Source organism: Streptomyces specialis (assembly GCF_001493375.1).
Taxonomy (GTDB): domain Bacteria; phylum Actinomycetota; class Actinomycetes; order Streptomycetales; family Streptomycetaceae; genus Streptomyces; species Streptomyces specialis.
In genome coordinates this window covers 310726-326343 of sequence record NZ_LN929896.1, presented here as the reverse complement: position 1 = coordinate 326343, position 15618 = coordinate 310726, and the positions used below count along the sequence as shown (strand labels likewise).

10 protein-coding genes and 1 pseudogene are annotated in these 15618 nt (G+C 73.4%); 7 read left to right on the top strand and 4 right to left on the bottom strand.

The features are described from left to right. Positions 1-69 precede the first annotated feature (69 nt). Complete coding sequence (locus BN2279_RS19685) at positions 70-1059, top strand: S1 family peptidase (RefSeq protein WP_079032321.1); 990 nt, start codon at positions 70-72, stop codon at positions 1057-1059. Positions 1060-1081: 22 nt separating this feature from the next. Here BN2279_RS19685 and BN2279_RS19680 read toward each other — a convergent pair whose 3' ends face one another. After that, positions 1082-1312 carry a DUF7455 domain-containing protein gene (locus tag BN2279_RS19680; RefSeq protein ID WP_059011476.1) on the bottom strand — a complete coding sequence of 77 codons (231 nt, stop codon included), beginning with the start codon at positions 1310-1312 and terminating at the stop codon, positions 1082-1084. A gap of 428 nt (positions 1313-1740) precedes the next feature. Here BN2279_RS19680 and BN2279_RS19675 point away from each other — a divergent pair, with 428 nt between their 5' ends. After that, positions 1741-3858: a DNA gyrase/topoisomerase IV subunit B gene (locus BN2279_RS19675; protein ID WP_059011474.1), complete on the top strand. Its 2118-nt coding sequence runs from the start codon at positions 1741-1743 to the stop codon at positions 3856-3858. A 38-nt stretch (positions 3859-3896) separates the two neighbouring features. Here BN2279_RS19675 and BN2279_RS19670 read toward each other — a convergent pair whose 3' ends face one another. Next, positions 3897-4823: a sucrase ferredoxin gene (locus BN2279_RS19670; RefSeq protein WP_059011472.1), complete on the bottom strand. Its 927-nt coding sequence runs from the start codon at positions 4821-4823 to the stop codon at positions 3897-3899. Between the two features lie 87 nt (positions 4824-4910). Between BN2279_RS19670 and BN2279_RS19665 the strand changes: the two genes are divergently transcribed. Next, a complete protein-coding gene (locus tag BN2279_RS19665; protein WP_059011470.1) occupies positions 4911-5963 on the top strand; it encodes a CobW family GTP-binding protein in 1053 nt (350 codons plus the stop codon). Positions 5964-5967: 4 nt separating this feature from the next. Here BN2279_RS19665 and BN2279_RS19660 read toward each other — a convergent pair whose 3' ends face one another. Next, on the bottom strand, positions 5968-8415 hold the full coding sequence (locus BN2279_RS19660; RefSeq protein WP_059011468.1) for a DNA gyrase/topoisomerase IV subunit A: 2448 nt from the start codon (positions 8413-8415) through the stop codon (positions 5968-5970). Between the two features lie 140 nt (positions 8416-8555). Here BN2279_RS19660 and BN2279_RS19655 point away from each other — a divergent pair, with 140 nt between their 5' ends. The 3 genes from BN2279_RS19655 (at position 8556) to BN2279_RS19645 (ending at position 12211) form a co-directional block, all read left to right on the top strand. Then, positions 8556-9923, top strand: coding sequence for a M16 family metallopeptidase (locus tag BN2279_RS19655; RefSeq protein ID WP_199827763.1), 1368 nt, complete (start codon positions 8556-8558; stop codon positions 9921-9923). Positions 9924-9937: 14 nt separating this feature from the next. Further along, positions 9938-11305, top strand: a complete 1368-nt coding sequence (locus BN2279_RS19650) for a M16 family metallopeptidase (protein WP_059012585.1) — start codon at positions 9938-9940, stop codon at positions 11303-11305. A gap of 228 nt (positions 11306-11533) precedes the next feature. Continuing rightward, a complete protein-coding gene (locus BN2279_RS19645; protein ID WP_059011464.1) occupies positions 11534-12211 on the top strand; it encodes a GntR family transcriptional regulator in 678 nt (225 codons plus the stop codon). A 102-nt stretch (positions 12212-12313) separates the two neighbouring features. On the opposite strand, the gene BN2279_RS19640 is transcribed toward BN2279_RS19645, so the two are convergent. Continuing rightward, positions 12314-12604 carry an HPr family phosphocarrier protein gene (locus BN2279_RS19640; RefSeq protein ID WP_059011462.1) on the bottom strand — a complete coding sequence of 97 codons (291 nt, stop codon included), beginning with the start codon at positions 12602-12604 and terminating at the stop codon, positions 12314-12316. A gap of 95 nt (positions 12605-12699) precedes the next feature. Between BN2279_RS19640 and BN2279_RS19635 the strand changes: the two are divergent. Beyond that, a pseudogene (locus BN2279_RS19635) lies at positions 12700-15591 on the top strand (bifunctional acetate--CoA ligase family protein/GNAT family N-acetyltransferase). The last annotated feature ends 27 nt before the right edge of the window (positions 15592-15618 follow it).

The following is a 15618-nucleotide window of genomic DNA, read 5'->3' as shown; positions in this document are numbered from 1 at the left end:
GGATGCGCCGCGCGGCCGTCGCCGTGACGCTGGGTGGTTACAGGATTCCGTACGGTTCCAGGAGCCCGCATGCGTCATCCGTATCCGTCCCGGCCGTCGCGCACCGCTCTGCTGCCCGTTCTCACCGCCGCGCTGCTGCTCTGGCCCGCGCTGCCCGGCCCGGCGTCGCCGTCCACGGCCGCCGCGGCCGGTGTCTCGGTGGTGGGCGGCCGGCCCGCTCCCGTGGCCCGCAGTCCGTGGGTGGTGGCGCTGGGCAGCCGGGAGCTGTTCGGGGACGCCCGTTCGGGGCAGTTCTGCGGCGGCGCGGTCGTCGGCCCCCGGACGGTGGTGACCGCCGCCCACTGCCTGACCCGGCCGCTCCCCGGCAGCGGGCCCGGGGACCTGCGCGACCTGGCGGTGATCGCCGGGCGTGACGACCTGAACACGGGGAACGGGCGCGAGGTGTCGGTGGCGGACATGTGGATCAACCCCGCCTACGACGAGCGGACGCACGCCGGTGACGTCGCCGTGCTCACCCTCGTCGAGCCTCTTCCGGCGCATACCGCCATCGCGGTGGCCGACCGGGGCGACCCCGCCTACACGCCGGGTACGCCCGCCGACGTCCTGGGCTGGGGGGACACCTCGGGGAACGGCGGCTACGCCGAGCGGCTCCATTCGGCGGGGGTCCGGATCCTGGACGACGCGGCGTGCGCGGACGCGTACGAGGCGGAGCTGCCGGAAGCGGCCGGTGCCGGGGCTCCCGGCGGGGCCGTGGGCGCCGCGGGCAGCCGCCTCGACCCGGAGTCGATGGGGGGCGCCGCGTCACCGGGCGGGGGCCGGGACGCCTGCCAGGGCGACAGCGGCGGTCCTCTGGTGGCCGGCGGGCGGCTGGTCGGCCTCGTCTCCTGGGGAGCGGGCTGCGGCGAGCCCGGCCTCCCCGGGGTCTACACGCGCGGCGCGGCGGTCGCCGAGCTGCTGCGCGCGGCCGAGGCCGTGGAAGGGCAAAGGGCGGCCACCCCGGAGGAATCTGGGGTGACCGCCCACGGTCCGGCTCAGGCGCCGGAACGAGCCCGTCGGTGATGGATGACGAGAGACGCCCGGATCAGCGTTCGTCGTTGTGTGCGGACGCAGGAGTCGCCGTGAGCTTCTCCGTCTCGTCCTGTATCTCCGCGGCGATCTTCTTGAGCTCCGGCTCGAACTTGCGCCCGTGGTGGGCGCAGAACAGGAGCTCACCGCCGTTGGCGAGGACCACGCGGAGATACGCCTGGGCACCACAGCGGTCGCAGCGGTCCCCGGCCGTCAGCGGGGTCGCGGGGGTCAGAACAGTAGTCACGTCGCCTCTTCTCTAGCTCGACGAGCTGTCGTACCAGGGACAACATCCAACCAGGCCGAGAACGTTCCCGCTCGCGGCTTTCTCGCTGAAAAAGTCTCTGCCGAGATGGCCGAACGCTGCCGGTTGGCGGCGAATGAGCCGATTACGGGTGGATCGTAGGTGTAAGCGCTTGTCTTGGTCTTTTTGTTCCGGCTACCTCGGTGTACCCGGGGTCGGTCCTCCCGTTCAGAAGGACGTGCCCGGAGCCTAAATGGTTCATGCCTCGAAGGGAACGTGACGTGCGCGTCACCCATGCGAGTCATCGAACACGTGAACGACTCTGGGCTACCCTGGCATTCCCCGGGTAGCTGCACAACCGCTCTACAGAGCCTCGGTACCCTCTGAGCGGCACTACGCCACAGATCTGGATTCAGCGAGGAGCGAACTGCGTGACCGCCGACACGTCCGTGCCATCTGCCGCACTGCTGACCGGATCCGACCCGGGGGGCAACTACACCGCCCGGCACCTGCTGGTTCTGGAGGGTCTGGAGGCGGTGCGCAAGCGCCCCGGGATGTACATCGGGTCGACGGACAGCCGGGGCCTGATGCACTGCCTGTGGGAGATCATCGACAACGCCGTCGACGAGGCGCTCGGCGGCCACTGCGACCACATCGAGGTGCTGCTCGGCGAGGACGGCTCGGTGGAGGTGCGGGACAACGGGCGGGGCATCCCCGTCGACATCGAGCCCAAGACGGGCCTGTCCGGCGTCGAGGTCGTGATGACCAAGCTCCACGCGGGCGGCAAGTTCGGCGGCGGCTCCTACGCGGCCTCCGGCGGCCTGCACGGTGTCGGCGCCTCCGTGGTCAACGCGCTGTCCTCCCGGCTCGACGTCGAGGTGGACCGCGGCGGCCGGACCCACGTGATCAGCTTCCGGCGCGGCACGCCCGGCATCTTCACCGAGTCCGGCCCCGACGCCCCGTTCGACCCGGCCGGGGGCCTGCGCGACACCAGGAAGATCCCCAGGAACCGCACCGGCACCCGGGTCCGGTACTGGGCGGACCGGCAGATCTTCCTCCGGGACGCGAAGCTCTCCCTGGAGACCCTGTACGCCCGCGCCCGCCAGACGGCCTTCCTGGTCCCCGGGCTGACCATCGTCGTGCGCGACGGGCGGGGGCTGGACGGCGCCGAGCCGACCGAGGAGGTCTTCCGGTACGACGGCGGCATCAGCGAGTTCTGCGAGTACCTGGCGCCCGACAAGCCCGTCTCCGACGTGCTCCGGTTCCAGGGGGAGGGCAGCTTCAAGGAGACCGTCCCCGTCCTGGACGACCGGGGCCACATGATCCCCACCGAGGTCAGGCGCGATCTCCACGTGGACGTGGCCCTGCGCTGGGGCACCGGGTACGACACCACCCTGAAGTCCTTCGTCAACATCATCGCCACCCCCAAGGGCGGCACCCACGTCGCGGGCTTCGAGCGCGCGGTCCGGACGACCGTCAACGAGGTGCTGCGCGCCACCAAGCTGCTGCGGGTGGCCGAGGAGGACGTCTCCAAGGACGACGCCCTGGAGGGGCTGACGGCCGTGGTGACGGTCCGGCTGGCCGAGCCGCAGTTCGAGGGGCAGACCAAGGAGGTGCTCGGCACCTCGGCCGCCTCCCGGATCGTGGCCGCCGTGGTGGCCAAGGAGCTGAAGGGCTTCCTGACCTCCACCAAGCGCGACGCCAAGCAGCAGGCCCGCGCGGTCCTGGAGAAGATCGTGGCGGCGGCCAGGACCCGGATCGCCGCCCGGCAGCACAAGGAGGCCCAGCGGCGCAAGACGGCCCTGGAGTCCTCCGCGCTGCCGGCGAAGCTCGCCGACTGCCGCAGCGACGAGGTGGAGCGCAGCGAGCTGTTCATCGTGGAGGGCGACAGCGCCCTGGGCACGGCCAAGCTCGCGCGGAACTCGGAGTTCCAGGCGCTGCTGCCGATCCGCGGCAAGATCCTCAACGTCCAGAAGTCGTCGGTCGCCGACATGCTGAAGAACGCCGAGTGCGGCGCCATCATCCAGGTGATAGGAGCCGGGTCCGGGCGGACCTTCGACATCGACCAGGCGCGTTACGGCCGGGTGATCTTCCTGGCCGACGCCGACGTGGACGGCGCGCACATCCGCTGCCTGCTGCTGACGCTCTTCCAGCGGTACATGCGGCCCATGGTCGAGCAGGGCCGGGTCTTCTCGGCCGTCCCGCCGCTGCACCGCATCGAGCTGAGCAACCCGCGCAAGGGCCAGGACAAGTACCTGTACACCTACTCGGACAATGAGCTGCGGGAGACGTTGCAGGACCTGGACCGCCGGGGCGTCCGGTACAAGGACTCGATCCAGCGGTACAAGGGCCTGGGCGAGATGGACGCCGACCAGCTCGCGGAGACCACGATGGACCCGCGCAAGCGCACGCTCCGCCGGATCAACATCAGCGACCTGGACGCGGCGGAGGAGGCGTTCAGCCTCCTGATGGGGAACGAGGTCGCGCCGCGCCGCGAGTTCATCGCCAACGCGGCGGCCACGCTGGACCGTTCCCGCATCGACACCTGACGCGGCGTCCGGCCGGCCGCGTTCGGCCGGTGAACGTCTCAGCGGGCGGGGCCCGGCACCGGGACGACGGGGCCGGCCACGAACGCGGGCTGGGGCGCGGGCTCGGCGCCGCAGCTCGCCGGAGCCGGTCCGCCCGTCGTCTCCTCGGTGACCTCCACCCGCCAGCGGCGGCCGTCCCGGTGCCGGACGCCGACCGTCCGGGCCGCGCCGCGCGGCGGGCCGGTCTCCACGGTCAGGGCGTCGGCGGCGCCCTCCCCGGTCAGCTCCCGGACCGCCAGCTCGGCGGCCTGTCCCGGCCGGTCCCAGGTGGACCGGCCCCGGCAGTTCTCCGTCACCACCCGGCCGTCCCGCAGGGCGGCGAGCACGCCCTTGACGGCGGGCGCGGACATCCGGCCGTAGGCGTACCCGTGCGGGAACGTCAGCAGGGTGGGGGAGAAGCGGTGGCCGCCGATGTGGGTGATCTCCCAGACCTCGCAGTCGCCGGCCGCGGCCAGTTCGGTGGCCAGCGGGCGGCCGAGGGAGGCGCAGCAGCGGTCCCGGCGGCCGTTGGTGCACACCAGCGTGAGCGGGCCGCCCCGGTGGGGCGTCCACAGGCCGTCGTGGTGGCCCGCGCCGAGGCGGGCGAAGTCCAGACGGAGCAGGTCGCGGGCGGCGCTCTCGCCGGTGACCCCGGTGGTCCTGATCCAGGCGGCGCCCGGTCCGGTGTGCGCCAGCCAGACCCGCCGGGTCCCGTCCCGGTCGTGGCCGCGGCCGGGACGGCGGATCAGCGCGACGCGGACCCCGGTGCCCGCCTCCTCGGTGGCGGCCTCCAGCGCCCGGCCGAGGCCGGGGTCGAGCCGGCTCCCGGTGAGCGCCTTCGCCCCCCACGGGCCGGGCTGCTCGATCAGCAGCCAGGTCCGGGCGGTGGCGGCCGTGCCGGCGAGGGGCTCGGCCCGGTCCCGCGAGAGAATCGCACATTCGCTCACACAGGCAAGGCTAACCTCAACCGCCCCAGCCGTCCCGGTGACGGTCCGCGCGCACCGGCCGGCGGGCATGCCCTAGGCTCGGGCGCCGTGCGGAACTTCGTCAGCGGCCGGGTCCCGGTCATCGTGCTCGCCGGATTCCTGGGAGCGGGTAAGACGACGCTGCTCAACCACCTCCTGCGCAACCGCGAGGGCATCCGGATCGGTGCCGTCGTCAACGACTTCGGCAGCATCCCGGTCGACGCCATGCTGATCGCCGGACAGGTGGACGCCATGGCGTCGTTCGGCAACGGCTGCCTGTGCTGCGCCGTCGACACCGAGGACCTGGACGCGGCCCTGGAGCGGCTGGCGCGGCCGGAGGCGGGGATCGACCTCATCGTCGTGGAGGCCAGCGGTCTGGCCGAGCCGCCCGCGCTGGTCAGGATGATCCTCGCCGCCGACACCCCGCACATCGTCTACGGCGGCCTGGTCCAGGTCGTGGACGCGGCCGAGCCGGACCGGAGCCGGCACCTCGGGGTCGCCGACCTGCTGGTGCTCAACAAGACCGACCGCGTCGACGCCGCGCGGCGTGCCGCCCTGCTGGCCGAACTGCGGGAACGGGCCGGCGGCACACCCGTGGTGGAGGCCGTGCACGGCCGGGTCGATCCCGGGCTGTTCTTCGACCGGGCGGACGCGGCGGAGCGGGAGACCGGGGCGCGGCAGCTCTCGTTCGCCGACCTCGTCGCCGCGGAGGACGACCCGGGCGCGCACGTCCACACCGCCTACGACAGCGTGTCGTTCACCGCGGACCGGCCGCTCGTGCCGCGCCGCCTGACGCGGTTCCTGGAGACCCGGCCCGCCGGGCTGTACCGGATCAAGGGCTTCGTCGCCCTGGGCGCCGAGCGGTTCACCCTGCACGCGGTGGGCCGCTTCCTGCGGTTCTACCCGGCGCCCGAGGGCGGCCCCGGCACGGAACTCGTCCTGATCGGGGCCGGCCTGGACGCCGGGGCGCTGCGCGCCGAGCTGGCCGCGTGCGTCGCCGGGGAGGGCGAGCCCGCCGACGACGGCATGGCGGGGGTCCTGCGCTTCCTCGACGACCCCGACGACACCGGTGCCGAGGCCGGTGCCGAGGCCGGGGTCGAGGAGCCGGACGACCTCCGCTGAGCCGTCACACCGGGCCGGCGACGACCGCGACGACCTTGGTCAGCGGCGTTCCGGAGCCGTCGCGGCGGGGGTCGGGCTCCGGCAGGTCCACCGGGGTCCCGTTGGCCGTCGCCGCCCGCGCGGGCGCGGCCCCGGCCCAGGCGAACGTCAGCCGGTCCTCGCCCTTGAGGAACCGCTGGCACCGCACGCCGCCCGTGGCCCGCCCCTTGCGCGGATACTGGTCGAACGGCGTGAGCTTGGCCGACCCCAGCGAGTCGTCCAGCGTGCCGCTGCCGCCCGCCACCGTGAACACCACGGCGTCCCCAGCCGGATCGACGGCGGTGAACGAGATGACCCGCGCGCCCTCGGCGAGCTTCACGCCCGCCATGCCGCCCGCCGGCCGGCCCTGGGGCCGCACCTGCGACGCCTGGTACCGCAGCAACTGCCCGTCGCTGGTGATGAAGACGAGGTCCTCCTCGCCGGTGTGCAGCTCGGCGGCGCCCACGATCCGGTCACCCTCCTTGAGGGAGATGACCTCCAGCTCCTCCTTGTTCGCCGGGTAGTCCGGCACGACCCGTTTGACGACGCCCTGCTCGGTGCCGATGGCCAGACCGGGCGAGGACTCGTCCAGCGTGGTCAGGCAGACCACCCGCTCGTCCGCCCCCAGCGACAGGAACTCCGCGATCTGCGCGCCGCCCGCCAGGTTCGGCGCGGAGGCGCTGTGCGGCACCTGCGGCAGGTCCACCACGGCCAGGCGCAGCAGCCGGCCCGCCGACGTCACCGCGCCGACCTCGCCCCGCGTGGTGGAGGGCACCGCGGAGACGATCACGTCGTGCTTGCCGCGCCTGCCCCCGCCGCCGGACGCCATGTCGCCGTCCGCGGTCCGCGCCAGCAGCCCGGTGGAGGACAGCAGCACCCGGCAGGGGTCGTCGGACACCTCAAGCGGCACCGCCTCCGTCCGGTCGCCCTCGGCCTCCAGGAGCACCGTGCGGCGCGGCGTCCCGTACTTCTTGGCGACCTCGGCCAGCTCGGAGGAGACCAGCTTCCGCAGCTCGGCGTCCGAGTCGAGGATCCGGGTCAGCTCCTCGATCTCCCCGGTCAGCCGGTCGCGCTCCGTCTCCAGCTCCAGCCGGTCGAACCGCGTCAGCCGCCGCAGCGGCGTGTCCAGGATGTACTGGGTCTGCGTCTCGGAGAGCCCGAAGCGGGCGATCAGGGCCTCCTTGGCGTCCGCCGCGTTGTCGCTGGAGCGGATGATCCGGATGACCTCGTCGATGTCCATGAGCGCGACGAGCAGGCCCTCGACCAGGTGCAGCCGGTCCCGCCGCTTGCCGCGCCGGAACTCGCTGCGCCGGCGCACCACTTCGAAGCGGTGGTCGACGTAGACCTCCAGCAGCTCCCGCAGACCCATCGTCAGCGGCTGGCCGTCCACCAGCGCCACGTTGTTGATCCCGAAGGTCTCCTCCATCGGCGTCAGCTTGTAGAGCTGCGCCAGCACCGCCTCCGGGTTGAAGCCGTTCTTCACCTCGATGACCAGGCGCAGTCCGTGCGACCGGTCGGTCAGGTCCTTGACGTCCGCGATGCCCTGGAGCCGCTTGGCGTTGACCAGGTCCTTGATCTTGGCGACGACCTTCTCCGGGCCGACCGTGAACGGCAGCTCGGTGACGACCAGTCCGTGCCGCCGGGCGGTGACCTTCTCCACCGACACGGTGGCGCGCATCCGGAACGTGCCCCGGCCCGTCTCGTACGCGTCCCTGATCCCGTCGAGGCCCACGACCTGGCCGCCGGTGGGCAGGTCGGGGCCGGGCACGAACCGCATCAGCGCGGCGAGGTCGGCGTTCGGATGGCGGATCAGATGCCGGGCGGCGGCGATGACTTCGGACAGGTTGTGCGGCGGCATGTTCGTCGCCATGCCGACGGCGATGCCGCTCGCCCCGTTCACCAGCAGGTTCGGGTACGCGGCGGGCAGCGCCACCGGCTCCCGTTCGCTGCCGTCGTAGTTGGGCGCGAAGTCGACGGTGTCCTCGTCGATCGACTCCACCATCAGCCCGGCGGCCGGAGCGGATCTGCACTCGGTGTACCGCATCGCGGCGGGCGGGTCGTCGTTCCCCAGCGAACCGAAGTTCCCATGGCCGTCGACCAGGGGCAGCCGCATCGAGAACGGCTGGGCCATCCGCACCAGCGCGTCGTAGATGGCGGTGTCCCCGTGCGGGTGGAGCTTGCCCATCACCTCGCCGACCACGCGGGCGCACTTCACGTAGCCGCGCTCGGGCCGCAGCCCCATGTCGTGCATCTGATAGAGGATCCGGCGGTGCACCGGCTTCATCCCGTCCCGGGCGTCCGGCAGGGCGCGGGAGTAGATCACCGAGTAGGCGTACTCGAGGAAGGAGCCCTGCATCTCGTCGACGACGTCGATGTCGAGGATGCGCTCCTCGAATTCCTCCGGAGGCGGGGACTTCGTGCTGCGGCGGGCCATCGCGGCAGGCTCCTTCGTCAGGGTGGCGGGGTTGCCGGCGACCATTGTGGACCGCGCCGCCGACAACCGGGAACTTCGCACACCCCGGCTCACCTTGCATAAGGTGACGTAGACCTCGACCGTCCGAGCGAAGGGACCTCATGCCCATGGGCCACACGGCCATCCCGCAGGACACCGCCGGCGCGCTCACCGCCACCGAGCACAGACTGGCCAACGGGCTCCGCGTGGTGCTCTCCGAGGACCACCTCACACCGGTCGCCGCGGTCTGCCTCTGGTACGACGTCGGCTCCCGCCACGAGGTCCAGGGCCGTACCGGACTGGCGCACCTCTTCGAGCACCTGATGTTCCAGGGCTCGGCCCAAGTGAAGGGCAACGGCCACTTCGAGCTCATCCAGGGAGCCGGCGGTTCGCTGAACGGGACCACCAGCTTCGAGCGCACCAACTACTTCGAGACCATGCCCGCCCACCAGCTCGAACTCGCCCTGTGGCTGGAGGCGGACCGCATGGGCACGCTGCTGACCGCGCTGGACGACGAGTCCATGGAGAACCAGCGGGACGTCGTCAAGAACGAGCGCCGTCAGCGGTACGACAACGTGCCCTACGGCACCGCCTTCGAGCGGCTGACCGCGATGGTCTACCCGGCGGGACACCCGTACCACCACACGCCGATCGGCTCGATGGCCGACCTGGACGCCGCGTCCCTGGAGGACGCGCGGGAGTTCTTCCGGACCTACTACGCGCCCAACAACGCCGTCCTGGCGGTCGTCGGCGACATCGACCCGGAGCAGGTCCTCGCGTGGGCCGACAAGTACTTCGGCTCGATCCCCTCCCACGACGGCAAGCGCCCGCCGCGCGACGGCACTCTGCCGCTGACCATCGGTGAGGAACTGCGCGAGGTCATCCGCGAGGACGTCCCGGCGCGGGCGCTGATGGCGGCCTACCGGCTCCCGCACGACGGGACCCGGGAGGCCGACGCCGCCGACCTGGCCCTGACCGCGCTCGGCGGCGGCGAGTCGTCCCGGCTGCACAACCGGCTGGTGCGGCGCGACCGTACGGCCGTCTCGGCCGGCTTCGGCCTGCTGCGTCTGGCCGGCGCGCCCTCGATGGGCTGGCTCGACGTGAAGACCTCGGGCGACGCGGAGGTCGCGGACATCGAGCGGGCGCTGGACGAGGAGCTGGCGCGGTTCGCCGAGGAGGGCCCGACGCCGGAGGAGATGGAGCGCGCGCAGGCCCAGTTGGAGCGTGAGTGGCTCGACCGGCTGGCCACGGTCGGCGGCCGGGCCGACGAACTGTGCCGGTACGCCGTGCTCTTCGGCGACCCGACGCTCGCCTTCACCGCCGTGCGGCGCGTCCTGGAGGTCACCGCCGAGGAGGTGCGGGCGGTGGCCGCCGCCCAGCTCCGCCCGGACAACCGCGCCGTGCTCGTCTACGAGCCCACCGGTCCCGCGGAGGGCGCCGAGGAGACCACCGAGTCGACCGACTCCGAGACCGAAGGGGCGGACCAGTGACGGACGCCGACACCATGCGACTCCACCCCCGGCCGGCGGGCGGCGAGCCCAGGCCGTGGGCGTTCCCCGCGCCGGAGCGCGGCGGGCTGCCCAACGGGCTGACGGTGCTGCGCAGTCACCGGCCCGGCCAGCGGGTCATCGCGGTGGAGCTGAACCTGACCGCGCCGCTGGAGACGGAGCCGCAGGGGCAGGAGGGCGTGGCGACCATCATGGCCCGCGCCCTCAACGAGGGTACCGACAAGCACTCGGCCGAGGAGTTCGCCGCCGAACTCGAACGCTGCGGTGCCACGCTCGACGCCCACGCCGACCACGCGGGGCTGCGCGTCTCCCTGGAGGTCCCCGCCTCCCGGCTGACCAAGGCCCTGGGCCTGCTGGCGGACGCCCTGCGCGCGCCCGCCTTCGCCGAGAGCGAGATCGAGCGTCTCGTCCGCAACCGCCTGGACGAGATCCCGCACGAGCTGGCCGACCCCGGGCGGCGCGCGGCGATGGCGCTGTACGCGGCGCTCTTCCCGGCCGAGTCCCGCATGTCCCGGCCCCGTTCGGGGACGGCGGAGACGGTCGGGCGGATCGACGCCAAGGCGGTGCGCGCCTTCTACGACGCGCACATCGGGCCCGCCGCGGCCCCCGCCGTCGTCGTCGGCGACCTGCCCGGGATCGACCTGGACGCGGCGCTGAAGGAGACCCTGGGCACCTGGACCGGCTCCGCCGCCGAGCCGCCCGTGTGGTCGCCCGCCGACGTGAACGACACCCCCCGCGTGATCGTCGTGGACCGTCCCGGCGCGGTGCAGACCCAGCTCCTCATCGGGCGGACCGGCGGGGACCGGCACGACCCGCTCTACCCGGCGCGGCGGCTCGGCATCTACTGCCTGGGCGGCACGATCACCTCCCGTCTGGACCGGGTGCTGCGCGAGGAGAAGGGCTACACCTACGGCATCCGCGCGTTCAGCCAGGTGCTGCGCTCCAGCGCCGACGGCACGGGCCTGGCCCTGCTGGGCATCCGGGGCTCGGTGGCCACGGACGTCACCGGCCCCGCGCTGGCCGATCTGTGGCAGGTGCTGCGGACCCTGGCCGCCGAGGGACTGACGGACGAGGAGCGGGACGCCGCCGTTCAGTATCTGGTGGGCGTGGCGCCGCTCAGCTTCGAGACGGCGGCGGCCGTCGCGGGGACGCTGGCCAACCAGGTCGAGGAGGAGCTGCCGGACGACTTCCAGGCGCGGCTGTACGCGCGGCTGGCCGAAACCGGCACCGTCGAGGCGTCGGCGGCCGTGGTCCGGGCGCTGCCCGCGGACGGGCTGGTGACCGTGCTCGTCGGGGACGCCGAGAAGATCGCCGGACCCGTCCGTGACCTGGGGATCGGCGAGGTCACGGTGGTCGCGGGCTGATCCGCGGCCGGACGACTCACGCGAGCCCCGGGCGGCCTGCGCCCGGGGCTCGCGGACGTCCGAATTCATGGCCCGGCGTCCCGGAGAGCTTCCGTGTTTACGGCCGAAAACCGGCGGGTTTTCGGGGGGCGCTATCGGCATACCGGCGTTTTTGCCATACAGTTCGGGTCAGTGACCCGGTAGTAATGCAACAGGGCTGACGCCGGCTATGTCAGTGGGGGTTTGTTCATGCGTATCTCCGCGCACACGGTATGCACGGCAATCCGTGACGACATTGTCGGCGGGGTCCTGCCGCCCGGTGCGCGGCTGGCCGAGGAGCAGCTCGCCCAGCGGTACGGGGTGTCCCGGGTGCCGGTGCGCGAGGCGCTGCGCACGCTGGAGTCGGAGGGCTTCGTGGTCTCCCGGCGCCACGCCGGGGCCTGTGTGGCGCAGCTCGGCGATCGCGAGGCGGCCGATCTGCTGGACATAAGGGCGCTGCTGGAGCCGCTGGGCGCGGCCCGCGCGGCGCAGCGGCGCACGGAGGCGCACCTGAAGGTTCTGCGCGGGCTCGTGCGGCTCGGGCGCCAGCGCGCAGGCCAGGGGCAGGAGGCCGACCTGCGGTCGCTGGGGGACTGGTTCCACGAGACGGTCGCCCAGGCGACGTGCAGCCCCGGGCTGACGGCCCTGCTGGTGCAGTTGCGGCGCAAGATCACCTGGCTGTACGCCGCGGAGCCCGTCTCCCGGGCCGTGGTGGTCTGGCAGGAGCGGGGCGCCCTGGTGGACGCCATCGCGCGCGGCGACGCGGAGCGGGCGCGGGCCCTGGCCGCGGCCCAGCTCGAACGGTCCACGCCCGCGCGCCGCCAGTTCCGGTCGGTCGCTGTGAGAAGCCAGAAACCTGCCGTAAACACGCTTCGCGGCCAGATTTAACAGCGACCGTATACACCTGGGAAAAGGGCTGCGAATTCCGCTGCGGGAATCGGGGCCCGGAATTCTGCTGCCCGGAATTCCTGGGTGGTGCGAACAATTTTTTCACACTGTTTCCGGAAGCTCCTCAAGCCCTTCGGAAACGAGCTTCGCCAGCCGGTCGAGCGCCGCTTCGGCAGCCGCCTCGTCCTCGGCCGGGGAGGCCAGCAGGATTTCCTCGCCGCCCTCGGCGCCGAGGCTCAGCACGGCCAGCATGGAGGCGGCGTTCACGGGCGTGCCGTCCTTCCTGGCGATGGTCACCGGCACTCCGGTGGCGGTGGCGGCGCGGACGAAGATCGAGGCGGGGCGGGCGTGCAGCCCTTCGGCCCAGCCGATGGAGACGCGGCGCTCGGCCATGGTGTTGCCCTCCGGGGTGGTTCCGTCGCTTCTGCGGCGTCACGGGCGGTGCGCCGAGGCTCCCGTCCGGACATCGTCAACCGTACGCTGAAGCCATGCGGACGCCCGCCCAGCCTCACTACCCGGCCCACTGGGAGGCCGACGTGGTGCTCCGTGACGGCGGCACCGCGCACATCAGGCCCATCACCCCGGCCGACGCCGAGCGGCTGGTGAGCTTCTACGAGCGGGTGTCCGACGAGTCGAAGTTCTACCGGTTCTTCGCGCCCCACCCCCACCTGTCCGCCCGCGACGTGCACCGGTTCACCCACCACGACTACGTCGACCGGGTCGGGCTGGCCGCCACGGTCGGCGACGAGTTCATCGCCACCGTCCGGTACGACCGCGTTGACGAGGAGGGCCGGGCCGCCTCCGGCGGCGCCGACCGCGCGGAGGTCGCGTTCCTCGTCCAGGACGCCCACCAGGGCCGGGGCCTGGCCTCCGCCCTTCTCGAACACATCGCGGCCGTCGCCAGGGAGCGCGGCATCCGGCGCTTCGAGGCCGAGGTGCTGCCGGCCAACAACAAGATGATCAAGGTGTTCACGGACGCCGGCTACTCCCAGCGCCGCAGCTTCGCCGACGGCACCGTGCATCTCACCCTCGACCTGGAGCCCACCGCCGAGTCCGTCGCCGTCATGCGCGCCCGCGAGCAGCGCGCCGAGGCCAGGTCCGTGCAGCGGCTGCTGGCCCCCGGCAGCGTCGCCGTCATCGGCGCGGGCCGCCGCCCCGGCGGCGCCGGCCGCACCGTCCTCGCCGGGCTGCTCGGCGGCGGTTTCACCGGCGAGGTGTACGCGGTCAACGCCGCCCTCGCGCCGGACGCGACCGTGCTGGAGGGCGTGCCCGCCTTCCGTTCCGTGCGCGAGATCGCCGCGCCCGTCGATCTGGCGGTGCTCGCCGTCCCGGCCGGCCGGGTCGCCGAGGTGGTCGCCGAGTGCGGTGAGCACGGAGTGCAGGGCGTGGTCGTGCTGGCCGCCGGGCACAGCCGGGAGGAGCAGCGCGACCTGGTGCACCTGGCCCGCTCGTACGGGATGCGGATCATCGGACCGAACGCGTTCGGCGTCATCAACACCGCGCCCGCCGTCCGGCTCAACGCCAGCCCCGCCCCCCGCCTGCCCAGCGCCGGACGCATCGGCCTGTTCACCCAGTCGGCCGCCATCGGCATCGCCGTGCTGGACGAGCTGGAACGGCGCGGCGCCGGCCTGTCCACGTTCCTCTCCGCGGGCAACCGGGCGGACCTCTCCGGCAACGACGCCCTCCAGTACTGGTACGAGGACCCGGCCACCGACGTCGTCCTCATGTACCTCGAATCCGTGGGCAACCCGCGCAAGTTCACCCGCGTCGCCCGCCGCACCGCCGCCGCGGGCAAGCCGGTGGTCGTGGTGCGCGGCGGGCGGCACAGCGGCGGGGCGCCGCCGCACGGCCGCGCCGCCCAGGCCGGCGGCACCCCGGAGAGCACCGTCTCGGCCCTGCTCAGCCAGGCCGGGAGCATCGAGGCGGACCCCGCGGTCGAACTGGTCGACACCGGGCTGCTCCTCGCCCGCCAGCCGCTGCCCCGGGGCCCCCGGGTCGCGGTCGTCGGCAACGCGGAGGCGCTCGGCCTGATCGCCCACGACGCCTGCCGCGCCCAGGGCCTGAGCCCGCTGCCGCTGGACAGCCTGGGCCCCGCCGCGACCCCCGCCGACTACCACCGGGCCCTGACCACCGCCCTGACCGACCCCGGGGTGGACGCCGTGGTGGTCACCGCGCTGCCCATCGTCGGCGAGGACACCCGGGTCACCCACGACCTCGACCTGATGGCCGCCCTGCACACGGCCGTCGCCGACGCCGCGGCCGACAAGCCCGTGGTCGTCACCCACTTCGCGCTGGAGGAGCTGGCCTCGGCGCTCAACGCCCAGGGCATCCCCGCCTACCCCTCCGCCGAGCGGGCCGTCCGCGCCCTGGCCCAGGCCGTCCGGCACGCCGAGTGGCGGGCCGGGGCCGCCGCCCCGGGCCGGGTCCCGGAGTTCGACGACATCCACGAGCAGGTCGCCGCCCGGCTGCTGGCCGACCTCGTCGGCCCCGCCCTGCCGTCCGCGCCGTCATCCCTATAATGGTCACTACCACTTCCTTTCTGTTATTTTTATTTTTTTTCCAAGCAAAAGGCGCCACCCGATTTTCCCCCCTCCCTCGTGGGCCCGGAATTTTGTAAAAGAGCCAGCCCCCCCCCCGCGCCGCCGATGCCGTCCGTGCCGCCCGGTCCCGCCGTGCCCGGGGGCGCGGGACCCGGTACGCCGCTCGGCCAGGAGCGCACCCGCCTCCTGCTCGGCGCCTACGGCATCGCGGTGCCCGCCACCCTGCCCGCCCCCGATGAGGGGGCCGCCGTCACGGCGGTCCGCCGGATCGGCTTCCCGGTGGCCCTGAAGACCACGGCCGCGTGGCTGCGCCACCGGTCCGACCTGGGCGGCGTCCGGCTCGGCATCGCCACCGAGGCCGAGCTGCGCCGCGCCTGGGCCGAGCTGACCCGGCAGCTCGGCGACCCGGCCGAACTCCAGCCCGTGGTCCAGGCGATGGCCCCGCGCGGTGTGGACACCGTGGTGCGGGCCACCGTCGACCCGGCCATCGGCGCGGTGCTCTCCTTCGGCCTGGCCGGGCCGCCCTCGGAGCTGCTCGGCGACGTCGGCCACCGGCTGCTGCCCGTCACCGACCGGGACGCCGCCGAGCTGGTCCGTTCCATCCGGGCCGCCCCCATGCTGTTCGGCTGGCGCGGCGCCCGCCCGGTGGACACCGCCGCGCTGGAGGAGCTGCTGCTGCGGCTGGGGCGCCTGGTCGACGACCGGCCGGAGATATCGGCCGTCGAGCTGGAGCCGGTCGTGGTGGCGCCGCGGGGCGCGACGCCGCTGGCCGCGACGGTGTGGGTGGCGCCCCCGCCCCCGCGCGCGGATCTCGGCCCGCGTCGGCTCCCGGCGTACTGAGCGCCCGACGGCTCCTCCCGTGCCGGG

Bases quoted from the DNA above. Each gene is read 5' to 3' on its own strand.
- BN2279_RS19685 (WP_079032321.1), top strand. From the start codon at position 70: ATGCGTCATCCGTATCCGTCCCGGCCGTCGCGCACCGCTCTGCTGCCC.
- BN2279_RS19655 (WP_199827763.1), top strand. From the start codon at position 8,556: ATGCCCATGGGCCACACGGCCATCCCGCAGGACACCGCCGGCGCGCTC.
- BN2279_RS19645 (WP_059011464.1), top strand. From the start codon at position 11,534: ATGCGTATCTCCGCGCACACGGTATGCACGGCAATCCGTGACGACATT.
- BN2279_RS19640 (WP_059011462.1), bottom strand. From the start codon at position 12,604: ATGGCCGAGCGCCGCGTCTCCATCGGCTGGGCCGAAGGGCTGCACGCC.
- BN2279_RS19660 (WP_059011468.1), bottom strand. From the start codon at position 8,415: ATGGCCCGCCGCAGCACGAAGTCCCCGCCTCCGGAGGAATTCGAGGAG.
- BN2279_RS19650 (WP_059012585.1), top strand. From the start codon at position 9,938: ATGCGACTCCACCCCCGGCCGGCGGGCGGCGAGCCCAGGCCGTGGGCG.